Origin of the sequence: Nocardia anocheti, from assembly GCF_029675105.1 — a bacterium.
Lineage (GTDB): Bacteria > Actinomycetota > Actinomycetes > Mycobacteriales > Mycobacteriaceae > Nocardia.
The window spans coordinates 425,992-451,536 of sequence record NZ_JAQQFV010000004.1; the positions used below are offsets into that span (position 1 = coordinate 425,992).

At 68.3% G+C, this 25,545-nt stretch carries 23 protein-coding genes and 1 tRNA gene; 11 read left to right on the forward strand and 13 right to left on the reverse strand.

The window, feature by feature from the left end; genetic code table 11:
• Positions 1 to 256: 256 nt before the first annotated feature.
• From ettA to QC180_RS13030, 4 genes are all read right to left on the reverse strand, one after another.
• A complete protein-coding gene (gene ettA / locus QC180_RS13015) occupies positions 257 to 1,933 on the reverse strand; it encodes an energy-dependent translational throttle protein EttA (protein WP_278262949.1) in 1,677 nt (558 codons plus the stop codon).
• Between the two features lie 69 nt (positions 1,934 to 2,002).
• Complete coding sequence (locus QC180_RS13020; RefSeq protein ID WP_278262950.1) at positions 2,003 to 2,563, reverse strand: single-stranded DNA-binding protein; 561 nt, start codon at positions 2,561 to 2,563, stop codon at positions 2,003 to 2,005.
• Between the two features lie 120 nt (positions 2,564 to 2,683).
• Positions 2,684 to 3,661 carry a serine/threonine dehydratase gene (locus tag QC180_RS13025; protein WP_278262951.1) on the reverse strand — a complete coding sequence of 326 codons (978 nt, stop codon included), beginning with the start codon at positions 3,659 to 3,661 and terminating at the stop codon, positions 2,684 to 2,686.
• Positions 3,658 to 5,727: a bifunctional copper resistance protein CopD/cytochrome c oxidase assembly protein gene (locus QC180_RS13030; protein ID WP_278262952.1), complete on the reverse strand. Its 2,070-nt coding sequence runs from the start codon at positions 5,725 to 5,727 to the stop codon at positions 3,658 to 3,660. Before QC180_RS13030 ends, QC180_RS13025 begins: the two co-directional genes overlap by 4 nt.
• 139 nt (positions 5,728 to 5,866) lie before the next feature.
• Between QC180_RS13030 and QC180_RS13035 the strand changes: the two genes are divergently transcribed.
• A tRNA-Arg gene (locus QC180_RS13035) sits at positions 5,867 to 5,940 on the forward strand.
• Between the two features lie 98 nt (positions 5,941 to 6,038).
• Positions 6,039 to 6,971 (forward strand): tyrosine-type recombinase/integrase, encoded by a 933-nt coding sequence (locus tag QC180_RS13040; RefSeq protein WP_278262953.1) that lies wholly within the window; start codon positions 6,039 to 6,041, stop codon positions 6,969 to 6,971.
• A 363-nt stretch (positions 6,972 to 7,334) separates the two neighbouring features.
• Here the strand turns inward: QC180_RS13040 and QC180_RS13045 are convergent, their stop codons facing one another.
• The 3 genes from QC180_RS13045 to QC180_RS13055 all read right to left on the reverse strand — a co-directional run bounded on the left by QC180_RS13045 (position 7,335) and on the right by QC180_RS13055 (position 10,216).
• Positions 7,335 to 7,946: a hypothetical protein gene (locus tag QC180_RS13045; RefSeq protein ID WP_278262954.1), complete on the reverse strand. Its 612-nt coding sequence runs from the start codon at positions 7,944 to 7,946 to the stop codon at positions 7,335 to 7,337.
• 73 nt (positions 7,947 to 8,019) lie between these two features.
• A complete protein-coding gene (locus QC180_RS13050) occupies positions 8,020 to 8,562 on the reverse strand; it encodes a diiron oxygenase (RefSeq protein ID WP_474646431.1) in 543 nt (180 codons plus the stop codon).
• A 22-nt stretch (positions 8,563 to 8,584) separates the two neighbouring features.
• Positions 8,585 to 10,216: an acyl-CoA dehydrogenase family protein gene (locus tag QC180_RS13055; protein ID WP_278262955.1), complete on the reverse strand. Its 1,632-nt coding sequence runs from the start codon at positions 10,214 to 10,216 to the stop codon at positions 8,585 to 8,587.
• Positions 10,217 to 10,350: 134 nt separating this feature from the next.
• Here QC180_RS13055 and QC180_RS13060 point away from each other — a divergent pair, with 134 nt between their 5' ends.
• The 5 genes from QC180_RS13060 to QC180_RS13080 all read left to right on the forward strand — a co-directional run bounded on the left by QC180_RS13060 (position 10,351) and on the right by QC180_RS13080 (position 15,582).
• A complete protein-coding gene (locus QC180_RS13060; protein ID WP_278262956.1) occupies positions 10,351 to 11,082 on the forward strand; it encodes a PaaX family transcriptional regulator C-terminal domain-containing protein in 732 nt (243 codons plus the stop codon).
• A gap of 369 nt (positions 11,083 to 11,451) precedes the next feature.
• A complete protein-coding gene (locus QC180_RS13065; protein WP_347567323.1) occupies positions 11,452 to 12,822 on the forward strand; it encodes an ATP-binding protein in 1,371 nt (456 codons plus the stop codon).
• A 63-nt stretch (positions 12,823 to 12,885) separates the two neighbouring features.
• Positions 12,886 to 13,761: an ABC transporter permease gene (locus QC180_RS13070; RefSeq protein WP_278262957.1), complete on the forward strand. Its 876-nt coding sequence runs from the start codon at positions 12,886 to 12,888 to the stop codon at positions 13,759 to 13,761.
• The gene (locus tag QC180_RS13075) at positions 13,754 to 14,587 is read left to right on the forward strand and encodes an ABC transporter permease (protein WP_278262958.1); all 834 of its coding nucleotides are present in this window, start codon (positions 13,754 to 13,756) and stop codon (positions 14,585 to 14,587) included. The genes QC180_RS13070 and QC180_RS13075 overlap by 8 nt, the downstream gene beginning before the upstream one ends.
• Positions 14,588 to 14,589: 2 nt before the next feature.
• Positions 14,590 to 15,582, forward strand: coding sequence for an ABC transporter ATP-binding protein (locus QC180_RS13080; RefSeq protein WP_278262959.1), 993 nt, complete (start codon positions 14,590 to 14,592; stop codon positions 15,580 to 15,582).
• A gap of 7 nt (positions 15,583 to 15,589) precedes the next feature.
• Here QC180_RS13080 and QC180_RS13085 read toward each other — a convergent pair whose 3' ends face one another.
• Complete coding sequence (locus tag QC180_RS13085; RefSeq protein WP_278262960.1) at positions 15,590 to 15,910, reverse strand: hypothetical protein; 321 nt, start codon at positions 15,908 to 15,910, stop codon at positions 15,590 to 15,592.
• 356 nt (positions 15,911 to 16,266) lie between these two features.
• Between QC180_RS13085 and QC180_RS13090 the strand changes: the two genes are divergently transcribed.
• The gene (locus QC180_RS13090; protein WP_278262961.1) at positions 16,267 to 16,761 is read left to right on the forward strand and encodes a DUF4254 domain-containing protein; all 495 of its coding nucleotides are present in this window, start codon (positions 16,267 to 16,269) and stop codon (positions 16,759 to 16,761) included.
• On the opposite strand, the gene QC180_RS13095 is transcribed toward QC180_RS13090, so the two are convergent.
• The 3 genes from QC180_RS13095 to QC180_RS13105 are packed head-to-tail and all read right to left on the reverse strand — an operon-like array spanning position 16,762 to position 19,378.
• A complete protein-coding gene (locus tag QC180_RS13095) occupies positions 16,762 to 17,094 on the reverse strand; it encodes a hypothetical protein (protein ID WP_278262962.1) in 333 nt (110 codons plus the stop codon).
• Positions 17,094 to 18,242 (reverse strand): fatty acid desaturase family protein, encoded by a 1,149-nt coding sequence (locus QC180_RS13100; RefSeq protein WP_278262963.1) that lies wholly within the window; start codon positions 18,240 to 18,242, stop codon positions 17,094 to 17,096. The genes QC180_RS13095 and QC180_RS13100 overlap by 1 nt, the downstream gene beginning before the upstream one ends.
• Before the next feature lie 44 nt (positions 18,243 to 18,286).
• Entirely contained in the window at positions 18,287 to 19,378 is a 1,092-nt protein-coding gene (locus tag QC180_RS13105; RefSeq protein ID WP_278262964.1) for a ferredoxin reductase, read from the reverse strand.
• A 144-nt stretch (positions 19,379 to 19,522) separates the two neighbouring features.
• Between QC180_RS13105 and QC180_RS13110 the strand changes: the two genes are divergently transcribed.
• A complete protein-coding gene (locus tag QC180_RS13110) occupies positions 19,523 to 20,170 on the forward strand; it encodes a TetR family transcriptional regulator (protein ID WP_474646432.1) in 648 nt (215 codons plus the stop codon).
• A gap of 46 nt (positions 20,171 to 20,216) precedes the next feature.
• Here the strand turns inward: QC180_RS13110 and QC180_RS13115 are convergent, their stop codons facing one another.
• Positions 20,217 to 21,542 (reverse strand): MFS transporter, encoded by a 1,326-nt coding sequence (locus QC180_RS13115; RefSeq protein ID WP_278262966.1) that lies wholly within the window; start codon positions 21,540 to 21,542, stop codon positions 20,217 to 20,219.
• Positions 21,543 to 21,656: 114 nt separating this feature from the next.
• Here QC180_RS13115 and QC180_RS13120 point away from each other — a divergent pair, with 114 nt between their 5' ends.
• Together QC180_RS13120 and QC180_RS13125 are read left to right on the forward strand one after the other, a co-directional pair.
• A complete protein-coding gene (locus QC180_RS13120; protein ID WP_278262967.1) occupies positions 21,657 to 22,211 on the forward strand; it encodes a PadR family transcriptional regulator in 555 nt (184 codons plus the stop codon).
• On the forward strand, positions 22,208 to 24,235 hold the full coding sequence (locus tag QC180_RS13125) for an NADPH-dependent 2,4-dienoyl-CoA reductase (RefSeq protein WP_278262968.1): 2,028 nt from the start codon (positions 22,208 to 22,210) through the stop codon (positions 24,233 to 24,235). The genes QC180_RS13120 and QC180_RS13125 overlap by 4 nt, the downstream gene beginning before the upstream one ends.
• Before the next feature lie 101 nt (positions 24,236 to 24,336).
• Here QC180_RS13125 and QC180_RS13130 read toward each other — a convergent pair whose 3' ends face one another.
• Complete coding sequence (locus QC180_RS13130) at positions 24,337 to 25,536, reverse strand: phosphotransferase enzyme family protein (RefSeq protein ID WP_278262969.1); 1,200 nt, start codon at positions 25,534 to 25,536, stop codon at positions 24,337 to 24,339.
• Positions 25,537 to 25,545 lie beyond the last annotated feature (9 nt).

The following is a 25,545-nucleotide window of genomic DNA, read 5'->3' on the forward strand; positions in this document are numbered from 1 at the left end:
GGTGACGCCGAATCGAGACTAGCCCGAGGTCAGGGGCCGCGCCGAGAGACAACCCGATTACCCCACCGGTAACTTCGCCGAGGACACGTCAGCGACGCCGAACCCGCCGTGCCGCAACGGATTCCGCCCGCAGCGAACAGCCGTCGTCCGCCCGGATCCGGTACCGCGACGGGCAGGTCGGATCGCCGCCGCAGACACCACGGGCAGGGTGGCGACGCGCGCTACCCTGCCCGTGGTCCGGCTCGGTGTGATCCGCTCAGTCGCGGGTCAGCTTCCGGTGGGTGACCCGGTGCGGACGAGCCGCCTCGGCACCCAGCCGCTCCACCTTGTTCGCCTCGTAGGCCTCGAAGTTGCCCTCGAACCAGAACCACTTGGCCTCGTTGTCGCTGTCGCCCTCCCACGCGAGGATGTGGGTGCAGGTGCGGTCCAGGAACCAGCGGTCGTGGGAGATCACGACGGCGCAGCCAGGGAACTGCTCGAGCGCGTTCTCCAGCGAGCTCAGCGTCTCCACGTCGAGGTCGTTGGTCGGCTCGTCGAGCAGGATCAGGTTGCCGCCCTGCTTGAGCGTCAGCGCCAGGTTCAGGCGGTTGCGCTCACCACCGGAGAGCACGCCCGCGGGCTTCTGCTGATCCGGGCCCTTGAAGCCGAACGCGCTCACGTAGGCGCGCGAGGGCATCTCCTGGTTACCGACCTCGATGAAGTCCAGCCCGTCGGAGACGACCTGCCAGACGTTCTTGTTCGGGTCGATGCCCGCGCGGTTCTGGTCGACGTAGCTGAGCTTGACCGTCTCGCCGACCTTCACCACGCCGCTGTCGGGCTCCTCGAGCCCGACGATGGTCTTGAACAGGGTGGTCTTACCGACACCGTTGGGGCCGATCACGCCGACGATGCCGTTGCGCGGCAGCGTGAAGGACAGGTCCTTGATCAGCTGACGGTCGCCGAAGCCCTTGTCCAGGTTCGACACGTTGACCACGATGTCGCCCAGGCGCGGACCCGCGGGGATCTGGATCTCCTCGAAGTCCAACTTGCGGTGCTTCTCGGCCTCCGCGGCCATCTCCTCGTAGCGGCCGAGGCGGGCCTTGTTCTTGGCCTGGCGGGCCTTGGCACCCGAGCGCACCCAGGCCAGCTCCTCCTTGAGGCGCTTCTGCAGCTTCTGGTCCTTCTTGCCCTGCACCTCGAGCCGCTGGGCCTTCTTCTCCAGGTAAGTGGAGTAGTTGCCCTCGTAGGGGTAGGCCCGGCCACGGTCGAGCTCAAGAATCCACTCGGCCACATTGTCGAGGAAGTACCGGTCGTGGGTCACGGCCAGCACGGCGCCCGGGTAGGAGGCCAGGTGCTGCTCGAGCCACAGCACGGACTCGGCGTCGAGGTGGTTGGTGGGCTCGTCGAGCAGCAGCAGGTCGGGCTTGCTCAGCAGCAGCTTGCACAGCGCGACGCGGCGGCGCTCACCACCGGAGAGGTTGGTGACCGGCTCGTCCGGCGGCGGGCAGCGCAGCGCGTCCATGGCCTGCTCGAGCTGCGAGTCGACGTCCCACGCGTCGGCGTGGTCGAGGAACTCCTGCAGCTTGCCCATCTCGTCCATGAGCTCGTCGGAGTACTCCGTGGCCATCAGCTCGGCGATCTCGTTGAAGCGATCCAGCTTCACCTTGACCTCGCCGAGGCCCTCCTCCACGTTGCCGCGGACGGTCTTCTCCTCGTTGAGCGGCGGCTCCTGCTGCAGGATGCCCACCGTCGCGCCGTGCGCGAGGAACGCCTCACCGTTGTTCGGCCGGTCCAGCCCCGCCATGATCTTCAGCACGCTGGACTTACCCGCGCCGTTCGGTCCGACGACGCCGATCTTGGCGCCGGGCAGGAAGTTCAGCGTCACGTCGTCGAGAATGACCTTGTCGCCGTGCGCCTTGCGAACCTTGATCATCTGATAAATGAACTCAGCCATATATGGAAGCCTATCGGTGCGGGTAACGGGGATGAGATGCGGAGCGGGCCGGGTGCCGCGGACAGCGCCTCAGGCGTCGACCCGCTCGGGGATGCCCGCCGGGGGCACCTCGTCCGGCGATCGCGCCGGGAGGGAATCCGCCGCGGTCGTAGAGGCTACGGCAGTGGGGGCGGTGGGCGCATACTCGGCCACGTCCCCGGCGCCCGAGGGTGCAGCGTCGAGCCGACCGGAAATATTCCGTGCCGGGTGCACCGCCGCCCGCGCGGCGTCCGACCGTCGCACCACCGAGGCACTGCACCGGTTCAGATCCGGCCCCACCGCCGCCGCCCGCATCTCCAGATCGCGCCGCTCGGTGCCGTCCTTGGTCCGGTATTCGTGCGAGCGCAACTGCCCGTAGGCGATCACCGGGTCGCCCCGATGCAACGACCGGTCGACGCCGACCGCCAGCTTGCGCCAGCAGGAAACCGTCAGGTACAGGCTCCCGTTGTCCACCCACTCCCCCGTCGCCGGGTCGAGCCGCCGGGCATTGCTGGCCATGCGGAAGGTGACCACCTGGTCACCGTTGCCGAGGTCCCGTCGCACCGGATGGGTGATCACGGTGCCGACCACCGCCGTGTTCGTCTCGTACATCGAATCCGCCCCCGCTCGTCGTCGTTGTCCTGATGATTCAAGGGTGGCCGCTCACGCGGCGGAGGGGGAGGGGCGAAGACGAAATGGGGACAACTTCGCCGGTTGTGGATATCTGCCGTGTCAGACGACGGGAAGCTCGGTGTTCGCTCCGCACAGCACCACGATCGGCCGCACGCCGGGCTCCGGGGTGTAGACCCCGCTCTGCACGGCGGCCAGCGCGGCGGCGCCCTCGAGCTCCACGACCACCCGGAACTCGCGCCACAGGTACTCCCGCGCCGCGCTGATCGCGTCGTCGGCGACCGACAGGGCGGGCATCCCGTGCCGCTGGGCGATGTCGAAGGCGATGTCGCCGACCCGGGTCGCGCACAGCAGCTCGGTGGCGGGCGATTGCGCGGCCACGTCGACCGGTTTGCCCGCCGCCAGCGCCGCCGACAGGGCCGGGGTGTGCTCGGATTCCACGCCGACGATCTGCCTGCGCCTGCCCAGCGCGGCGCCGAGTCCGGCGATGAGGCCACCGCCCCCGATCGCGGCCAGCACCGGCGGCCGCCCGCGCACCTGTTCCTCCAGCTCCAGCCCGATCACCCCGGCGCCCGCCACCACGGCGGGCATGTCGTAGGCGTGCAGGTGTTCGGCGCCGCGTTCGGCGGCCAACGTCACCGCGCGCTGCTGGGCCTCGGCGTAGCTGGTGCCGTGCCAGAGCACCTCGGCGCCGTGCGCCCACATCGCCGCGACCTTGGTGTGCGGCGCCGATTCGGGCACCACCACGGTGCAGTCGCGACCCAGCTGGGCGGCGGCCAGGGCCACCGCGATCCCGGCGTTGCCGCCGGAGGCGACCACCACATGACCGGTCTGCTCCCGCGTGCTCAGCAGCGCGTTGAGCGCGCCACGCACCTTGAAGGTGCCGCCGTGCTGGAGGAACTCCAACTTCAGCGAGACCGGCACCGGACCGCTCGGCCCGTCGACGCTGGTGTGGAAGACGGGGGTCTTGCGGACCCGTCCGGCCAGCCTGCGCCGGGCCGCGCGCACCTCGGTGCGCAGGATCCGCGGAGGCTCGGCACGCTCGGCCGACTCGCTCACCGGCACCTCGCGTGCGCTCACCGGCGCACCTCACCGTCGCGGCGCGCCAGCTCCGCGTACATCGCGTTGTAGGCGGTCAGCTCGGCGTCGTTGTCCCGGTCGGCGGCACGGTCGGTGCGCTTGGCCAGGCGTTGATCGCTGCGCGACCACTGGATCAGCAGCGCCAACATCACCACCACCAGCGGCACCTCACCGCTGGCCCAGGCGAAGCTGCCGCCGTTGCGCTGGTCGGCGAGCAGGTCGATGTGCCAGCCCAGGCCGAGGGTGCGGTAGAACCAGCCGCCGAGCACGGTGGTCATGCTCATCAGCGCGATGCCGAAGAACGCGTGGAAGGGCAGCGTGCCGAAGACCATGGCGAGCTTGGTCAGCGGCGCCACCTCGCGCGGCTTGGGGTCGATGCCGATCACCACCCAGTAGAACAGGTAGCCGCTGATCAGGAAGTGCGCGTTCATCATCAGATGGGCGGCGTGCGAGTCGACGGTGGTGTCGAAGATGCCGCCCAGGTAGAGCGCGTAGAACCCGGCCACGAAGATTACCGAGGCGACCACCGGCTGGGTCAGGAACCGCGAGACCGGGTTGTGCACGGCGGCCAGGATCCACTCGCGCGGCCCTGGCACTCCACCCTTGCCCGCGGGCGGCAATGCGCGCAGCGCCAGCGTCACCGCGCCGCCGAGGGCGAGCAGGATCGGCGCCAGCATCGACAGCGCCATGTGCGCGCCCATGTGCACGCTGAACATGGCGGGCGAATACCGGCCGACCCCCGAGGATGTGGCCAGCAACAGCACCAGACAGCCACTGCACCAGGCGATGGTCCGACCCACCGGCCACGCGTCCCCACGCTTGCGCAGGCGATACACCCCGAGCAGGTAGAGCGCGGCCAGCACGAGGGCCAGGGTTCCGAAGATCAGATCGAAGCGCCAGTCGAACAGCAGTCTGGCCACCGTCGGCGGCCCGTCGATGACATAGCCGAGCTCCACCTCCATCGGCGTCGGCACCGAGGTGGGCGGCGGAGGCGGCGTGCGGCCGAGGCCGACGGCCAGCCCGATCGTGGCCGCGAAGATGAGCATCTCCACCCCGGCGAAGCGGATCAGGGCGCCGCGGTCACGTGGGTCGGCGGCCAGCGCGGGCAGCGCGGCGCGACGCTGCAGATAGCCGATGGCGGCGAGCACGAGCAGCGCGGCGGTCTTGGCCAGCACCAGCCTGCCGTAGGTGGTGGTGAACAGGTCGGCGGCGGGCACCCGCACCCAGGCGTTGATCACGCCGCTCACCGCGATCACCGCGATCGACACCGTGGCCGCCAGCGAGAACCGTCGCGCCGCCACATCGGTGCCAGCCCCGCCGCGCATCGCGTGCGCGAGCACCGCGATCAGCCCACCGACCCACACCGCGGCCGACACCATGTGCAACAGCAGCGAGTTGGTCGCCACATCGTGCGACCCGCCCGAGGACGAGTGCCCGGTCAACGCCAGCGGCATCATCGTCACCAGCGCGCCACCCAGCAGCACCGGTGTCCAGCCCCAGCGCAATGCCAGGCGGCAGCCGATCGCCACGATCAGCGCGAGCAGCACCGTCGTCCGCCAGGCCCCCGCGACCTCGACCTGGGTGATCACCGGCCACAGTTTCTCCGGCCGCCAGATGCTCGTCACCGGCTGACCGGTCGTATCCGACACCGTCAATGGCACCAGCAGCGCCGCCGCCCCCGCCCAGACCAGCGCCGCGCCCGAAGCCCGTCGCACCGCCCGATACCCGCCCGCCTCGAGCAACCCGCTGTCACGCGGCGGGAGCAGGAACGCCGCGAACAGCAGCGAGCCGACCGTCACCGCGGCGGCGAGATCGGCGACAGCGCGCAGCGCGGGCAAGCCATATGTTGTCAACGGCCCCGGATCGGGTATACCCAGCAGACTCAACGCCTGCGCCGCCGACAACCCGACCACCATCGCCGCGACCACCGCGGCGACCGCCCCCGCGACCACACCGAGCACCCCGAAGGACGCGGCATTGCCCACCGGCACGGACCGCCCCGACTCCGCCGCCGGTGGTCCACCGTCGACGGCGGGTCCAGCGGAGGGGTCCTGCGATAACGACATGACAACGAGGGTAGTTCGGCGTGCCCGGCACCGCCCCGATGGGGCTCTCGCTCCCGCCGTCACCCCCACCCGATCTGGTCGGTCGCTATACTTTTCGAGCTGGACAGCGCGGCCCAGATCCGCCAAGGTGTATGCGACTGCCTCCGTAGCTCAGTTGGATAGAGCAAGAGCCTTCTAATCTCTAGGTCGCAGGTTCGATTCCTGCCGGGGGCACAAACAGCTCCTGACCTGCAATAACTGCCGGTCAGGAGCTTCAATCCACTCCAGCACAATGCTTCAACAGCTAGAAACTTTGCCGGTATTGTGGCTGTATGAGCCAGGACCTCGACGACATCAACGAGCTTCTCGAGGACTTCACGAGCGAGCTGCGGCAGCAGAACAAGGCCAAGGGCACGATCGATCTCTACGCGCGGGACGTCGGCTACTTCCGGAAGTACCTGATCAGCGAAAACCTGCCTCCGACCCTGGAGTCATTGACACGTCAGCGGCTCGGCGCGTACATCGAGCACACGCTCAACCGCCTGAATCAGCGCACGCAGAAACCGGTCACCCCGGAGTACGCACACCGCCAGTACCGCAGTCTGCAGCAGTTCTGCAAGTACCTCGTCCGCGAGGAACTCCTCGAAATCGACCCGTTCGCACGGATGTCACCCCCGATCGTCCCAGAGAAGAAGATCCCGGTCCCTCCGGTCGACGCGCTGCGCAAACTACTCGCCGACTGCGAAGGCACTTCGTTCGACGACCGGCGCGACTCCGCGATCATCCGGCTGATGGCCGACGCCGGCCCCCGCATCGGCGAGCTCGCACCACTCGAACTCGACGCCCTCGACTTCACCGAGAACACCGTGATGGTCCTCGGCAAGGGCCGTCGACCGCGCACACTGCCGTTCGGCGACAAGACACGCACCGCCCTGCGGCGGTACCTGCGCGTCAGGTCGAAGCACTCCGCCGCGGCGAACAACGACCCCGCGCTGTGGCTCGGCCGGTTCGGTCCGATGACAGCCTCCGGCATCCAGCAGATGATCGAGCGGCGCGCGGCTGCCGCCGGGATCGACCACATCCACCCACACCAACTCCGGCACTTCTTCGCCCACAACTGGCTCGCCAACGGCGGCCAGGAACAGGACCTGATGATGCTGGCGGGCTGGCGCTCCAGACAGATGCTCAGCCGCTACGGCGCATCCGTCGCCGACGAACGAGCCAGAGATGCGCACCGCAGGGCTCGGCTCGGAGATCAACTGTGAATTATGAATCAAACACTTTCGGCGCTGACTGACCTGCAACGACAGTGCTGGCAGACAAGCATTTAAGCATAATCTATTTGTCGCGTCAACGGTCGCCTATTGACTGTCCCACTCGGGTACCGGTGGGGTAGTTCGGTGTCGGCGAGCCAACTGAGTCCGCAGCACGGTGCCCGGTGCATGGTCGCGAACAGCACCACGTTGCTGTGCTGATGCGCGAGCGGCCGCGCTCCCCGCGAGCACAAACGTGTGGGTGCGGCGGATCTGCTCGATCGGGTCGGCGGTCTCGGTCGCGACGCGAGACGGACGGTGGTTCGGTGAATCCTCTCGCCCCACAGGTACCGAACGCGCTCGACGCGGCCACACCTATCCCAATCGTAGCCCTCTCACAAAGAACCCTGGTGCTGCTACTTCGTGCTTGCCGGGAATCGTCGGCTCGATCATCGAACCAGCGATGTCATACTCCTCCAACTGGTCCACTTGTTCCGTCCCAGCTGAGACCCAAACTCGACGGCCGCTGGCCAACGTCAGCGGTCCGCCCACCAAGCGGTCGGCATCAAAAGCAATGCCGGGCTCGGTCATCCAGACGTAGGCAACGGTAATCTCGTCCCATCGGTCCGGAACCTCAATATGCACGTCCTTCGCATCGAGCTCATGCGGCAGATACGACGACCGCAGGGGGGCAATCGCAAAAGCCATTCGTCCGCCACCTTCGAACGGGACCGGATCGAACTCCCAGAGGTTTCGCCCAACAGTCGGGTCAATGATCGGGTTCTCCGACTGAGCGTTCTCGCTCGTCTGCGCAATACGCCAGGCGACGTCACCATGAAGTGACGCCTTCCAGATCCCACCAATGGTTGCCGCGGCTATGTAGGTGTCCTCCTTATTGACCCACACCCTCCAGGAACCAGACGTCCACCCCGCATGCCGCCCTTCCTTGATCGTGAAGGCAAAGCGCAGTCGGTTCCTACGTGACATCCAATGATCATTTCAGCCGAAGAGCGAATTGCACAGCCATTTTCGTCGTCCGATGTCCTAATTGCGCGCCGTCTCACGAGGTTGGCGCCTCTGGCCGTGCTGGTAGCTTGTCAGTGTCGTGAACCAGCCAGCGGAGGAACTCCCACGACGGCGCGATGCCGCGGAAGAGTGTGCCGAAGCCGACCACATCGGTCCCGGCCCGGTTGACGGCCTGCTGGAACATCAGCGTGTGGTTGCACTCTTCGATGACTTCGTGCGTGGCGTAACGGAACTCGGCCGACCCGTTGGGCAGATCGAGCAGGTAGAGCATGACCCCGGACATCAGCAGCTGCTCGAACTGCAGCCCCACCTTCGCCATGCCCGCCTGCCGGTGCATGCCGATCTCGATCCGGGTCGACTCGGGCAGCGATTGATACCAGGGGTGGCGGCCGACGAGGTCGGATTCGGGCAGAATCCAGCGGCGATCGCCAGGGGTGACCTGGAATTCCGGCGCGTCCCAGTCGATGTCGTGATACGGGCTGAAGCCGCGGTCGACCGAGGCGTCGGCCAGCGCGTGCAGCATCGCGGCGTAGTCGACGGCTTCGCCCGCGGCGTTGCGTTCAGGTGTGATCGTCATTGATCGCGCTCCTTGTCCGGGCTCAGGCGAGCTTCGGTGTGGATCGTTCGAGAATCGCCGCGGTGTCGATGCCGAGCGGGAGGGTGCCGAAGACGTCCCCGCGGTCGCCCGCGAGCCGGGTCCGCAGGTACCCGTCAGCGACGGCCGGGTGTCCGTAGCGGACCAGCAGCGAGCCCTGCAGCACCTGCGCCATCTGCCCGACGACCCGGCGCGCCCGGTACTGCATCGTCTCGAAGTCGACGAATTCCCGCTCCAGGCGAGCGATCGCGGTGTCGAGTTCGGCCGAGGAACCCGCCGTCGACTTCACCTCGTCCAGGAAGATACCGAGGGTCTCGGGCTGTTTGGCCATGGCGCGCAGGGTGTCCAGTGCCGCGACATTGCCCGACCCCTCCCACACCGACATCAGCGGCGCCTCCCGGTACAGCCGTGGCATCCGCGACTCCTCGACATACCCGTTGCCGCCCAGGCATTCCAGCGCCTCGGCGGCGTGGATCGGGCCGCGCTTGCAGACGTGGTACTTGGTCACCGCCAGCGAGATCCGGCGCAGAGTGGAGGCCTGCTCGTCCCCAGCCACGGCGCGGTCGGTGAGCTCGGCCAGCCACAGTCCGGCCAGCGTCGCGGCTTCGGCCTCCACGGCCAGATCGGTGAGCACATTGCGCATCAACGGCTGGTCGATGAGGGTCGCGCCGAAGGCGCTGCGGTGCGCGGCGTGGTGGGCCGCGTGGGTGACCCCGACCCGCATGCCCGCGGCGCTGCCGAGAATGCAGTCGAGGCGGGTGAGGTTCACCATCTCGACGATGGTCGGCACGCCCCGGCCCTCGGCGCCGACCAGCCAGCCGACGGTGTCGTCGTACTCGACCTCGCTGCTGGCGTTGGAGTGGTTGCCCAGCTTGTCCTTGAGCCGCTGCAGACGGAACGGGTTGCGGGTGCCGTCGGGCAGCACCCGGGGCACGAAGAAGCAGGACAGGCCGCCGGGCGCCTGCGCGAGCACCAGGAAGAAGTCCGACATCGGCGCCGAGGTGAACCACTTGTGGCCGGTGATCCGGTACGAGCCGTCGGACTGGGGCACGGCGGTGGTGGTGTTCGCGCGGACGTCGGAGCCGCCCTGCTTCTCGGTCATCGACATGCCCGCCGTGAGGCCGGGCTTGCTCGCGGGCACCCGCAACTCGGGGTCGTAGACCGCGCTGGTGAGCAGCGGCTCGTAGCGCGCGGCGAGTTCGGGGTTCGCCCGCAGCGCGGGCACCACCGCGTAGGTCATCGACATCGGGCACCCGTGGCCCGCGTCCACCTGCGCCCAGACGCTCATCTTGGCGGCGCGGACCAGGTGCGGAGCCGGGCGATCGTCGGCCCACGGCGCGGCGTGCAGGCCGAAGCCGATGGCGTTGGTCATCAGCTGGTGGTAGCTGGGGTCGTAGACGACCTCGTCGACGCGATGACCGTAGCGATCATGGGTCTTCAGCACCGGCGGGTGCGCCTCGGCGAGGTCGCCCCACTCCTGGGCCTGCGCGCTGCCCGCCAGCCTGCCCACCTCGTGCAGCTCGTCGAGGGCATGATCGGCGCCCGCCCGGTGCAGCGCTTCCAGCACCACCGGGTAGTCGGCCGGGTCGTAGCCGACCAGCGGAGGTACCTGATTCGTCACCTCGTGGGTTGCCATGCTGATCCTTCCGGCAGTCCGTGTCGTGGCTCACTCGCGCCCCGATATTGCAAGTTTGCATCGCATGAAGAAAATTTGCAATGCCCGATCCGGGCTCGGATCCTCGCGCGGCGCCCACTGGCTACCATCGACCGATGGTCCGGAACTCGCTGCCGCTGCGCCGGCTCACAGCGCGATCGGCGATCCTGAGCGTGCTGCTCGGTGCGCATCCGGCACAGGCGTCGGCGGCGACGATCGTGCATCTGGCGACCGAACTCGACCTGCAGGAGTCGACGGTGCGCGCCGCACTGACCCGCATGGTGTCGGCAGGCGACCTGGAACGCGACGACGCGACCTACCGGCTCACCCCCCGCCTGCTGAACCGCCAGAAACTGCAGGACCTCGCCCTCGACCCCGTCCTGCGCCCCTACGACGGCGACTGGCGCCTGGCGATCGTCACCACCGGCGCCGAGGCCGCGGCCGAGCGCACCCTGCTCCGGGAATCACTGCAGGCCAACAAGTTCGGCGAGATCCGCGAAGGCGTCTGGGGACGCCCGGACAACCTGGGCACCGCCGCCCAGATCGCCGCGGCCCACCGGCTGACCTACGTCACCGGCCGCCCCGACGACCCCACCAACCTCGCCACCCGCCTGTTCCACCCCACCGACTGGGCCGACACCGCGACGAAACTACTGACGGCCCTCGACGCCGCCGGCACCATGCGCGACCGCCTCGAAGTGGCGGCCGCGGTCGTGCGTCACATCCTGCACGACCCGATCCTGCCCACGGAATTCCTGCCACAACCATGGCCGGGCACCGCCCTGCGCCACGCCTACCGCGACTTCCGTACGGAATTCACCGAGTTCGCCACCTCGTCCGCACCATGACCACCCACCGACGGCCGCATCACCGCTTCGGCCGCACCGCGGTGGTCCCGGCGGCGCGGGTGACGACACTTCTCCCGGACCCAGGGGACGCCGGAACGGTCGATCCGACCACCACCGGCGCAACCATCGGGCAGCGCCGGGTCACCCGCGGGCAGGTGCTCGCGTGGGATACCGGACGCGATGCGGGTAGTGGACCGACGGACCGGTACCCTTCCCACTCATGTGGATCATTCTCGCTATCTCCGTGGTCAGCTCTGTGGCCATCGCCATCCTGTTCGCGACCGGCTTCCCGGAGCACTGATCGAACACCAGATAGCGACTCGGTAGCTATCCGGGCGTCCATAGCCTGTTCGGTGCGATGATCGGCGAGTGCCGAATAGTAGCCAGACCTTCGCCCGGTCCGAGGACGGTCGTTCGTTCGTGGTCGCCGACGCGACCGGGTGCGCGCTGGTCGCCGGTTCGCTGGCGGTGATCGTCAGCGCACAGCGCCGCCAGCTCGCGCTGGTGGAGGAACGCTCGCAGACCTCCCCGGCCTCCTTGCGCGGCAGGATGATGGGCGAGGTGCTCGCCGACGGCATCGACGTGCGCGCCGGATACCCGTTCGACGACGCCACGGTGGAGATGGCCGACGCGGCCACGGTGCAGACCCTGCACGACACCACCGGCGCCCGGCTCGACATCGGCGTCGATCTCACCCCACCCGGCGGTCCCGCCCGGCTGTTGCCCACCCGGTTCAACCGGCACACCTTCTGGTGTGGGCAGAGCGGCTCGGGCAAGACCTACGCCCTCGGTGTCGTGCTCGAACAGCTGATCGCGCACACCGCCCTGCCGGTGGTGGTCTTCGACCCCAACTCCGATTTCGTGCACCTGGGCGAGCTCGACCCCCAGGCGAGCGGCCCGACCGCCGACGCCCTGCGCCGCCGCGACATCCGGGTGCTGCGCCCACACAAGGGCGCCCTGCTGCGAGCCCGCTTCACCGAACTCCCGCTGCCGTCCAAGGCCGCGATCCTGCGGATCGACCCGATCGCCGATCGCGAGGAGTTCAACGAACTCATGCACCTGTCCACGGTGCTCTCGGCCACCGAACTCGACGACACCCTGCCGCACCTGCGCAGCTCGGAATCACCGGCGCAGCAGCGGCTCGGCATGCGCATCGAGAACCTGGGCCTGCTCGAGTGGGAGGTGTGGGCCCGCAATCAGCGCGCGGTCACCGAGGTGGTCGCCGAGCGACCCGACGCCACCGTGCTCGATCTGGGCGGATTCTCCACCGCCGAACAGCAACTCGTGGTCGCGCTGGCGCTGCTCGACGAGCTGTGGTCGCGCCGGGAGGAACGCCGCCCGATCCTGCTGGTGATCGACGAGGCGCACAATCTGGCCTCGCCCCAGCTGGATTCGCCGATCGCGGTCGCGGTCAGGGAGCGGCTGATCCAGATCGCCGCCGAGGGCCGCAAATTCGGGCTGTGGCTGCTGCTGTCGACGCAGCGCCCCTCGAAGGTCCACCCCAACATTCTGTCCCAGTGCGACAACCTCGCGCTGATGAAGATGTCCTCACCGGTCGACCTCGCCGAACTGGGCACCCACTTCGGCTACGCGCCCGCCGCGCTGCTGGAGCGCTCACCGTGGTTCCGCCAGGGCGAGGCGCTGTTCGCAGGCGGCTTCACCCCCGCCCCCACCCTGGTCGCGATGAACGCGCGGATCACCAGGGAGGGTGGCACCGACGTCAAGGTCCCGCTGCGCTGAACCACGGTCGATCCGTGCCGTTTTCGTGCTGATCTGTCCGGATCGGCCTAGAGTTGACTGATTGTGCGGGGCAATGCGAAGGGGGACGGGCAACTCGCCATCGCGACGCGCCGGTGTCCGGTCCGCCGCGGCAGGCCGAGCCTGGTCGCCGTGTATTGGACCTTCGCCAGGGCAGGCTTCAAACGCCAGGCCCAGTACAAGCTGGCGATGTTCGCCGGGCTGTTCACCAACTGTGTCTTCGGCTTCGTGCGGGCCGCGGTGCTGGTGGCCGCGGTGCGCGCCGCCGGTGGGTTCGGCGGCTACGACGAGGGCACGATCGCGGCGTATGTGTGGCTCTCGCAGGGACTGCTCGGGGCCACTCAGTTCATGGGCCCGCAGATCGACCTGGTCGACCGCATCAAATCCGGTGACGTCGCCATCGACTTCCTGCGCCCGGTGGACGTGCAGCTGAGCTACCTGGCCGGGGACATGGGCCGCGCCGCCTGCACCTTCCTGCCGCGCGGTGTCCCGAGCATCGTGGTCGGCGCGGCCACCTTCGGCCTGTCCATGCCGACGACGCCGACGGCCTACCTGCTCGGCGTGATCAGTGTGCTGCTGGCGGTGGCGCTGTCGTTCCTGTGTCTGTTCGCGGTGGCGCTGATCGGGTTCTGGGTGGTGGAGATACGCGGCATCCGGGTGCTGTACCAGATCGTCGGCACCTTCCTCGCAGGGCTCTTCGTTCCCGTCCACATGTTCCCCGACTGGTTGCGCACCATCGCGAGGGCCACGCCGTTCCCCTCCATCCTGCAGGCCCCGATCGATACGCTCTCCGGCCGAGCGGAGGGCGTCGATGCGTTGTTTACTGTTGCGGCACAAGGTTTTTGGGTGGTGGTGATCGGCTTGCTCGGCCGGGTGCTGCTGCGGGCGGGACAACGCAGACTGGAGGTACAGGGTGGGTGAACCGGAGACCGCGCGCATTGTGGCCGGGACCTGGTTCACCCCCTATCTCGCAGTATTGCGTTCGCGTGTGAAAGCACAGCAGGTGTACCGCCTCTCCTTCGCCACCGAGGTGTTCAGCGCGTTCCTGATCGGGCTGGTGGAATTCGCCGAGGTGTGGGTGATCTTCCACAATGTCGGCACGCTCGGCGGGCTGGACGTGAACGCGGCGCTGTTGCTGTTCGGCCTGTCCAACACCTCCTTCGCGCTGGCGCAAGTGCTGGTGGGACACCTGGATTCGCTGCCGACCATGATCAGGATGGGCACCCTCGACGCCTACCATCTGCGCCCGCAACCGCTGCTGCTGCAACTGGTCACCAGCGACATCTCCCTGCGCAGGCTCGCCAGGGCAGCGGTCGCGGTGATCGTGCTGACGATCGGGCTGTGGCGCAACGACATCGACTGGGGCATCGCCCCGGTTACCTTGATCGTGATCACCCTGCTGAGTGGAATTGCGCTGTTCTGTGGCCTTTTCGTATGCGCGGCGGGGCTACAGTTCTTCTTGATCGACGGTGCCGAGCTCACCAACAGCTTCACCTACGGCGGCTCGTTCGCCGCCATGCAGCCCGCCTCGGTGTTCCCCACACCGCTGAAACTGCTGTTCGGGTTCGCGATTCCCGTCGCGTTCACGGCGTACGTGCCGACCATCGCCCTGCTCGGCCTGCCCGGCCCGCCGCTGTTGCCCGCGTGGTCGGCCTGGCTGACCCCGCTGGCGGCGGTCTGGGTGTGGTTGCTGGCGTTGTCGGCATGGCGGATCGGTACCAGGCACTACCAGGGAGGAGGTGGCTAGCGATGCGCGAGCGGATCGACACCGAACCCATCATCGACATCGATGACCTCACCCGGCAATTCACCGTCTACCGCAAGAACGGCAGCCGATGGCGCCGTCATCGCGACACCATCACCGCCGTCGACCGGATGAGTTTCCGGGTCGAACGCGGCTCCGCGGTGGGCTATATCGGCGCCAACGGCGCGGGCAAGTCGACCACCATCAAGATGCTCACCGGCATCCTGGTGCCCACCTCCGGCAGTGTGCGCACCTGCGGGCTGGAACCGGTGCGCCAGCGCCGGGAGCTGGCCTCGCGCATCGGCGTGGTCTTCGGGCAGCGCTCGCAGCTGTGGTGGGATCTGCCACTGCACGAGTCGTTCTCGATCCTGGCCGCGATCCACCGCCTCGACCCCGATATCGCCGACAAGCGCACCCACGAACTGGTCGAGCAGCTCGAGATGGCCGAGACCCTCGACACCCCGGTCCGCCAGCTCTCCCTGGGGCAGCGCATGCGGGCGGAAGTGGCCGCCGCGCTGTTGCATTCGCCCGAGCTGGTGATCCTGGACGAACCGACCATCGGCCTCGACGTGCTCTCCAAGCAGCGATTACGCGAGTTCCTGCGCGCCGAACGCATCGAACGCGGCACCACCCTGCTGCTCACCACCCACGACATGGGCGATATCGAACGGCTCTGCGACCGGGTACTGGTGGTCGATCACGGCAAGCTGGTGTACGACGGTTCACTGACCGGACTGGGCGCCACCGTGGGCGCGCGCCGGGTGCTGGTGGTCGACCTGGCCGCGCCCGCACCGGATCTCGACGATCTGCCGTGCGGGGCGCAACTGCTGTCCAGCGAGGCGGGCGGCATGCGTCAGCGGCTGGCCTTCGACGCCGAGCACACCACCGCGGCGGCGTTACTGGCCGCGGTGTCGGACCGGGCGCAGGTGCGCGATCTGTCCATCGAGGAACCGGGCATCGAGGATGTGGTGCGCCGGATCTACGAATCGGCGCGCTGAGCAAGATTCAGCTCGGCGCGTGCGGGTTTCCCGAATACAGGCTCACTTCGCCACCCTCACCGAGAAAGGCGTTGACCAGCATGATCCGCTGGGCGCGCAACTCGGCCTCCTCGGGCGCGGCGGTGGTGATGGAGATCTGCGGGATGGCCGCCCAGTTCACCACATAGCGTTCGGGCGGGCCGTCGTCGTCGGACAGGCGCGCGATCCGGAACACCGAGACCGCGTGGCGCTCCATCAGATCGCGCACGACGTCGGCGATTCGCTGCGGGTCTTCCAGCGCGAACAGGAACCCGAAGGTCAGTTCGGGCGAGGACACATAGGCAGGCACATTGTCCGAGGCTAGTGCATACGGCGGCGATATCGGGGTGCTCCGCGACAATGATTGCCGGAAATGCGCCGGTCGGTTACTCCGGGGAAGCACCCCGGTGACCCGGCTGTAATGGTCGATAACGATTCTTGCCGGGCGCCCGATTTGTACTCCGTACTATTGCGTGGCGGCGTCGGATCGCGCTTTCCTGGAGAGGTCCCGATTTTTCCCCGGGTCGTCTTCCCTGCCGCAGCGTCGCGGTCGATTCGTCGACGCCCGGGCGGGGCTACGCCGGTGCCGGGGAGTGCACCCGTCCCGCGTCCTCCTCGGCCCTGGCGTATCCACTCTCGAATTCCGCGTAGTCAAGGGCGTGCACCATGCCGAACGAACCCGGCCATCGTGTGGATGCCACGCAACTCCCCTCGCCGACGGCGTTGTTGCGTGCCTTTCGCCAGTCCACCGCCCAGCACCATCCGGTACTCGACGCGGCCGCGGGGCTGGCGCACTGCCACGCCCGCCGACGCACCACCCTCGACGCCGCCCGCGAGGCGCAGGCCGCTGGCACCGTCTTCGCCGCGTGCGGTCGCCTGCTCGACGACATCGACGACACCCGCGCCGGTCTGATCGCCCGCATCGACGACTGGGTCACCGGCCATGTGGCCCACCGCTCCGGCGCCTCACTGCACACCGAGACCCTGGGCGCGGTGATCGACCGGATGGCAGAAAAATGGATCGCCGCCCAGCAGGCGCTGGGCGGCGATCCGGTGGCACGAACACACCTGCACTGGTGCAGGCTGGCCGAATTGACCGACGGTTACCGGGATCTGATCACCGATGTCACCGAGCGGCGCAGGCGGCTGCCGGTGTGGTGATCAGCCCTTGCCGGGCTCGCCGGGGGCGGGCTCGGCCTCGGCGACGACCGGTTCCGGCTCGGTGAGCCAGGCCGTGGCGCGGTCGTCGGTCTCGTCGGTGGGGTCCAGGTCCTCGGCCTCGCGACGCTGTTCGGCGCGCTCCACCGCGGCGTCGCGGCGAGCGGCCGCGGCCGCCTCGTTCATCTCGATCGCGTCGGTGAGGAATTCACCGATTTCCCGAGCGACCTCGGCGACGGTTCCGGTGATGAGGGCGGCGATATTGCCGACCCGGCGCGCACCGGAGGACGTCAATTCCTGGACGAGGTCCTTGTTGGTCTCGAATTTCCCGATCATTACACGCCCACTTCGGTTGCCTTCCGATTACGCATAACGATAACACCGGGCTTGGGTGCCCTCTTCACGAAGCGATCGGGCACCGAGAGCAGGAAGATCTTGGCCCACACCGAGCCGATCTGCTTGGAGAAACGGCCGGTGTTGTAGGGCAGACCGTACTTCTCGGCCAGCGCCTTCACCTCGGGCGCCATCTCCGGGTACCGGTTGGCCGGAATGTCCGGGAACAGGTGGTGCTCGATCTGGTGCGACAGGTTGCCCGACATGATGTGGAACAGCTTGGAGCCCTTGATGTTCGCCGAGCCGAGCATCTGCCGCACGTACCACTCGCCACGGGTCTCGACCTCGGTCTCCTCCTTGGTGAACGTCTGTACACCGGCCGGGAAGTGGCCGCAGAAGATGATCGAGAAGGTCCACAGGTTGCGCACCAGGTTGGCCGCGGCGTTACCGGCCAGGGTGTGCAAGAACAGCGGACCGGTGAGCAGCGGGAAGGCCACGTAGTCCTTGAGGACCTGCTTGCCCGCCTTGCGCGCCTGGCCCTTGAGCAGCGGCTTGAGGTCGCTCCACTTGCGCTTGCCCTTGATGATGTTGTCGGCCTCGAGGTCGTGCACCATCACGCCCCACTCGAACAGCACCATCAGCAGGAAGGCGTAGACGGGGTTGCCCAGGTAGTAGGGGTTCCACTTCTGGCCCTCGTCGATGCGCAGGATGCCGTAACCGATGTCGCGGTCCATGTCGTGGACGTTGGTGTAGGTGTGGTGCATGAAGTTGTGCGAGTGCTTCCACTGATCGGCCGGGCACACGGTGTCCCAGTCGAATTCGCGGGAGTTGATGCCGCGCTCACGCATCCAGTCGTACTGACCGTGCATGACGTTGTGGCCGATCTCCATGTTGTCGAGGATCTTCGACACACCGAGCGAGGCGACACCGGCCAGCCAGAACGGGGGCAGGAAGCCCAGGTACATCAGGCCGCGCCCGGCGATCTCGAAACCGCGCTGCGCCTTGATGATCTTGTAGATGTAGTCGCGGTCGCTTTCGCCCAGGTCGGCCTCGATGCGGGCGCGCAGCTCGTCGAGCGCCTTGCCGAGCTCTTCGACCTGGTCGGGGGTCAGGATGACCGGACCGTCTTTGCCTTCGGTGAGGATCGTCATAGCGGTATCTCCCCTTGGTTGGTGAATCGGGCTGTGGTTGTCGTCTAGAGCGCGATGTCGACGTCGCCGACCGCGGTGTTCACGCAGATCTGGATCTGCTTGTCGGGATCGGCGTCGAGCTCACCGGTGCGCAGGTTGCGGGTGCAGCCGGAGACCTTGGTGGCCGTGCAGGAGAAGCAGATCCCCATGCGGCAGCCGTATTCCGGACTGAGCCCGGCGGCCTCGGCCTGGTCGAGCAGCGGCGCACCGGAGTTCTCGGTGGTGACGGCGCTACCGGAGAAGGTCACGGTGCCGGTGGCCTCCGACGGATCGGTGGGCACGGTGGTGAGGGTGAACTCCTCGCTGTGCACCCGATCGCCCAGGCCCTCGGCCTCGAACAAGGTCTGCACCGCGCGCATCAGCGGCGGCGGACCGCACACGAAGGTCTGCGAGTCGGCGAACCAGGGCGCTACCCGCTCGAGCTCGTCGTAGTCGAAGAACCCGCTGCCGGTGGAGGTCTCGCCGTTCACGACGGTGCCCGGCTCGACCGGGTAGCGGTACTCGATGCGGAAGTTGGGGCGACGGTTGGCGATCGCGGTCAGTTCGGCCTTGTGCGGCACCATCTCCGGCTGACGCGCGTAGTGCAGGAAGGTCACCGGACCGGTGAAACCCTCGGCGTCGAGGGTCCGCAACATCGACAGTACCGGCGTGATCCCGGAGCCACCACTGACCAGCAGCACCTTGCCGGGCCGCTGTTCGGGCAGCGCGAAGACGCCCGAGGCGGGCGCCAGGTCGACGATCATGCCCGGCTTCGCGTGGTCGTGCAGGTAGTTCGAGACCAGCCCGCCGGGATGCGCCTTCACCGTGAGCTGCAGGTAGCGATCCCCGCGACTCTCCGGATCGATCGGCGAATAGCACCGGGTGTGACGTACGCCGTTGATCGAGACGCCGATCTGTACGTACTGGCCCGCGGTGTGACCGCGCCATTGCCGGGTAGCCCGCAGAGTGAGGGTCACCGATCCGGGGGTGGCGTGCGAGACATGGGTGATCTCGGCGCGCAGTTCCCGGGCGGTGATCCCGGGGCGGACGAGTTCCAGGTACCGGTCCAGCGGGTGCGGCGTCGTCAGCGTCTGCACCAGGTCGATCAGTCCCACCATTGCGTGTAGCCCCTCTGCGAAGTTCCTCGGCGTGCGATCCAACATTTCAGTGCACGCCTGTACACTCACCAGTGTGCCGGATGGACCCATCCCGCTGTCAACCGGCAATAATGTGAGGCGGGCAACATCTCGAGGGATTCGACTATGGTGAACGGATGTATGCTCACCGATGTGACTGAGCAGGCAGGAACCCGTAACGAGCGCAAAGCGCACACCCGGGCCGCCCTTCTCGACGGCACGCTCGCGCTGGCCGCCGACCGCGGCTTCGCGGCGCTGAGCCTGCGTGAGATCGCGCGCTCGGCCGGGATCGTGCCCACGGCGTTCTATCGGCACTTCGCCTCGCTCGACGACCTCGGCGCGACCCTGGTCGACGAGGGCGTCACCGCGCTACGACTGGCGTTGCGCGAGGTCAGACGCAAGCCGGACGCGCATCTGGCCGATACCGTGCGCTTCGTGTTCGACCAGGTACGCACCAAGCGCGCGCTGTTCGGCTTCCTCATCCGCGAGCGCCACGGCGGCCCGGCCGCCCTGCGTCAGGCCATCGCCATGGAGATGCAGCTCATCGTGCGCGAGATCGTGGCCGACCTGTCCCGGCTACGCGCGCTGGACTCGTGGAGCACCACCGAACTGGAGATCGCCGCGGACCTGCTGGTCACCACGGTCACCGACGGCATCGCGGCCTTCGTGGCCTCGACCCCGCGCGAGGAGGCCGCCATCGTCGAGCGCACGGTCATGCAGATGCGGCTCATCGCGCTGGGTATCGCGGGGTGGCAGCCCAAGAACGCCGGGTGAACCACAGGGTGAACATTCGTTCACTGTGAGATCACCCAGATCTGGTTTATTCCGCCCGCGCGGGTGCCCGGACCGGGAGCAGGACCAGGAGTCCGGCCAGCAGGACCACCAGCAGTCCGGCGATCCCGGCCCGGTCACTACCGAACACCCAGACGAACAGGCCGAACAGGGCGGGCGCGAGGAACGAGACCGCCCGCCCGGTGGTGGTGTAGAGCCCGAACAGCTGACCCTCGCGTCCCGGCGGGGCCAGCCGGGCCAGGAACGAGCGCGCCGAGGCCTGCGCGGGCCCGACGAACACCGTCAGCGCGAGGCCGAAGATCCAGAACATCAGCGTGCCCGAGACCACCAGCAGCACCAGCCCGCAGGCGATCATCCCCACCAGCGAGGCCACGATCACGCGCTTGGGGCCGAGCCGGTCGTCGAAACGGCCCGCCGCGATGGCGGCCGCCCCGGCCACCACATTGGCGGCGATGCCGAACAGCAGCACATCGGCGTCGGCGAAGCCGTAGACCTGCACCGCCAGCACCGCGCCGAAGGTGAACACCCCGGCCAGCCCGTCCCGGAAGACCGCGCTGGCCAGCAGGAACCACACCGTGTGCCGGTCCCGACCCCACAGTTCCCGCACATCACGCCACAGCACCCGGTAGGACCCGAGCAGTCCGCTGCGCGCCGCGCCCGGGTCGGCGCCGGTGCGTGGCATCTCCGGCACCGCGAACAGCACCGGCAGCGCGAACACGGTGAACCAGACCGCCGCCAGCACGATCACCAGCCGGACATTGAGCCCCTGGTCAGTGGGCATGCCGAGGACCCCGCGCGAGTCGCCGTCACCGGCCAGGAACCCCACGTAGCAGATCAGCAGCAGCACGATGCCGCCGAAATAGCCCATCGCCCAGCCGAATCCGGAGACCCGCCCGACCGTGGCCGGGGTGGACACCTGACGCATCATGGCGTTGTAGGGCACCCCGGCCAGCTCGAAGGTGGCCGAGGCGGAGGCCAGCAGCGCCAGGCCCAGCCACAGGTCGTGGTAGTCGTCGCGCACGAAGAACATCAGTGACATGGCGCCGACGGTGAGGGTGGTGAGCGTGGCCAGCGCGCGTTTCCTGGAGCCGACGGCGTCGAAGTACTGGCCGCAGACCGGGGCGGTCAGCGCGACGACGAGTCCGGCGGCGGCCAGCGCCCAGCCCAGCCAGGCGCTCGCCGAGACACCGCCGGGCAGGTCGTCGCCCACCTTGTCGGTGAGATACACCGAGAACACGAAGGTCAGCGTCACGGCCTGGAACGCCGAGGACCCCCAATCCCACAGTCCCCACGCCAGCACCTGCCCGCGTCCGGCCGCCTCACCGACGGTCTCGGCCGCGCTCACCTCGGTCATGGCCGAAGCGTAATGGCGATCGCGGCGCCCGGCAGGACACATCGAGGTTTCGGCAGGTCGTCGCCTATATGAACCTGATTGCATAGTACCGGGGGTTCGGGATATCCTCGTCCCATGGCACTGGAGCACGCGCTGCTGGTCTCGCTCAGCGAACGGTCCGGCTCGGGATACGAGCTCGCCCATCGATTCGACAAGTCGATCGGCTACTTCTGGAGTGCCTCACATCAGCAGATCTACCGGGTCCTCAAGCGTATGGAGGAATCCGGCTGGGTGACCGTGGAATCGGTGACCCAGCAGGGCAAGCCCGACAAGAAGGTCTATTCGGTGGCTCCCGCCGGGCGCACCGAGTTGGCCCGCTGGATCGCCGAACCCACCCAGTCCACCCCCGCGCGCGACGAACTGGGCGTGAAGATCCGCGGCGCCGCGCACGGTGACATCGCGGCGGTGTGCGCCGAGGTCGAGCGCCATCGCGCCGACCACGCCCGCCGCCTGGACGAATACCACCTCAGCGAGAAGAAATTCTTCCCGGTGCCGGACCAGCTCTCCGGCACCGCTCTGCACCAGTACCTGGTGTTGCGCGCGGGTATCCGCGCGGAGACCGGCTACGTCGAATGGTGCGACGAAGTACTGCAGGCCCTGCGACCGCGAAAAGGTGAACCCAGCCCATGAGTTTTCCGCACCTGTTCGAACCCCTCGACCTCGGCCATACCACCCTGCGCAACCGGGTGGTCATGGGTTCCATGCACACCGGTCTGGAGGACCGCGCCTGGGACACCAACAAACTGGCCGCCTACTTCGCCGAACGCGCCCGCGGCGGGGTCGGCCTGATCATCACCGGCGGCTACGCCCCCAACCGCACCGGCTGGCTGCTGCCCTTCGGCGGCAAGCTCACCACCAAGACCGAGGCCTACCGCCACCGCGCCATCACCAAGGCGGTGCACGCCGAGGGCGGCAAGATCGCCATCCAGATCCTGCACGCCGGGCGCTACTCCTACATGCCGACCAGTGTGTCGGCCTCGGCGATCAAGTCCGCGATCAACCCGTTCAAGCCGCGCGCGCTGTCGAGCAAGGGCGTGGAGTCCACCATCGACGACTACGCCCGCTGCGCCTCGCTGGCCAAGCTCGCCGGGTACGACGGCTGCGAGATCATGGGCGGTGAGGGCTATTTCATCAACCAGTTCCTCGCGCCGAGGGTGAACAAGCGCACCGACAAGTGGGGTGGCACCCCGGAGAACCGGCGCAGGCTGCCGGTGGAGATCGCCCGGCGCATCCGCGCGGCGGTCGGCCCCGATTTCATCATCGTGTTCCGCCTGTCGATGGCCGAGCTGGTGGAGAAGGGCCAGACCTTCGAGGAGATCGTCGCGCTGGCCAAGGAATTGGAGGCCGTCGGTGTCGACATCCTCAATACCGATATCGGCTGGCACGAGGCCAGGGTGCCCACCATCGTCACCTCGGTGCCGCGCGCGGCGTTCGTGGAGTTCACCGCCAAGATCGCCCGGCAGGTGGACATCCCGGTCTGCGCCTCGAACCGGATCAACATGCCCGAGATCGCCGAGGAGATCCTCACCCGCGGCGACGCCGCCCTGATCTCGCTGGCCCGCCCACTGCTGGCCGACCCCGAATGGGCCAACAAGGCCAAGGGCGATCGCGCCGACGAGATCAATACCTGCATCGCCTGCAATCAGGCCTGCCTCGACCACGCCTTCGGCAACAAGAAGGTGTCGTGCCTGGTCAACCCGCGCGCGGGCAGCGAGACCACGCTGAATCTGCTGCCGACCCGGCGCGCCAAGCGCTTCGCGGTGGTGGGTGCCGGACCGGCCGGGCTCTCGGCCGCGGTCAGCCTGGCCGAGCGCGGGCACCGGGTGGACCTGTTCGAGGCCGACGACAAGATCGGCGGCCAGTTCGACATCGCCCGCCGCATCCCCGGCAAGGAAGAGTTCGACGAGTCGATCCGCTACTTCAACCGCAAGATCGAACTCACCGGTGTCGCCCTGCACCTCGACAAGCGGGTCACCGCCGAGGAACTGATCGCGGGCGGCTACGACTCGGTGGTGCTGGCGACCGGCGTGCGCCCGCGCATCCCCAACATTCCCGGCATCGACCATCCGATGGTGCTCTCCTACGCCGAACTGGTGAAGCAGGAGAAGCCGGTCGGTAAGAAGGTCGCGGTGATCGGCGCGGGCGGCATCGGCTACGACGTGAGCGAATACCTCACGGTCGAGGGGCATCCCACGCTCAAACTCGACGAGTGGAAGGAGGAGTGGGGTGTCGACGCCGACGACGAGCAGGTCCGCGGCCAGCTCAAACAGCCCAAGCCCGCTCCCGCCGCCCGCGATGTCGTGCTGCTGCAACGCAAGTCGACCCCGTTCGGCAAGGACCTGGGCAAGACCTCCGGCTGGGTGCATCGCGCGGCGATCAAGGCCAAGGGTGTCGAGCAGGTCGGTGGCGTGAACTACGAGCGCATCGACGACGCCGGGCTGCACATCTCCTTCGGTGAGAAGCACGAGAACCCGCGCGTCATCGAGGTCGACAATGTGATCGTCTGCGCCGGACAGGAATCCGTGCGCGAACTCGAGGAACCGCTGCGCGCCGCGGGCGTCGACCTGCACCTGATCGGCGGCGCCGACGTGGCCGCCGAGCTCGACGCCAAGCGCGCCATCGCCCAGGGCACCCGCCTGGCGGCGAGCCTGTAGTTCCCCCCTGACCCGGTCGTCCGACGCGACGGACGGCCGCCAGCACCGCCCCATCCCCCGAACTCGCATCCGGGTGGGTGGGGCGGTGCGCTGTCTCGGGGTCAGCGGAGCGCGTCGGCGAGCTCACGCCCCTCGGGCGTGGCGTACCAGCGCAGGTGACCGAGAAGCCAGTCGTGATAGGCGATCTCGGCAGCGCGGGCGTCGTGGGCGACGGTGAGGAAGTAGTCGATCTCGGAGAGTTCGTAGCCCACGTGGATCAGGGGCAGCAGGTCCGGCAGCGCGGCTCGCTCGGCGGGCGTGAGGGGCCGCTCGGATCGGTATCCGGCCAGCAGCGCGGCGATCTGGTCGTAGCGCACGGAGGCCGGTCCCCCGTCACGCAAGGCGACCCAGTCGACGGCCGTGCGTTCGATCGCCGTGGCGAGGTCGAAGACCGCCGTGGTGCGATCGGCCAGCCCGAAGTCGATGACGGAACCGACCTGGTGGTGCTGCCAGAGCAGATTGGTCGGGTGCCAGTCCCCGTGCGTCCACAGCGGTGCCACGGCATCGAGGTCCGCCCGGAAGTCGATGATCTCGTCCCGCCAGTGCCGTCCGGCGAGAAATCGCGCCACCGCCGGACGACGCGCGAGATGCCACTCGAACCCCTCGCGTACCCCGGTATGCATGCTCGCCACCAGCGGCCGGGCCGGTCGCGCGGGTGCCGCGAAACCCTCGGCGGCCCGGTGCAGCCTGCCCAGCATCGCCCCGGCTCCGGCCGCGTCGTCGCGGTCCCGGTATGGCGACCAGGAGAAGTCGGCGCGGTACCGGTCCGTGCCGGTCCCCGCCCGCTGCACTTCGTAGACGAATCGTCCGGGCCCGGTTGCGCTGGAGCCCGATCCGCTGATCCGCCCAGGCTCGGCACAGCCGCGCGGCGTCACGGGGACGCCTGGCGACTGGGGGCGGAGTGGATGTCCGTCGCTTGCCCGCCCCGCCGGGTCCGAACCGGCCGTTCCCACCGTGGCACGCACCTCGGGCACCGGAATCCCGCGTGCCCGCAGATGTGCCATGAACCCGTGTTCCTCGCCCAGCGCAGCCAGGTCGCGCAGTTCACACGGCAGCCGCTTCACCACCAGATCGGTGCCGTCCGCGCACCGGACCCCCACCGTCGACGACAACGGCCGCGGGCTCCGCCAGCGGATCTCCTCGGGCCTCGCCTCGGGCCAAGTTGCCGCGACGACCCGGGCGACCTCGTCCTCGCCCAGCGACGGACCGAGCGGCGCCGCGAGCGGCTCGTCGCCCATCCCGAAGACCTGGTCCTCAATCATCGCAGCCAT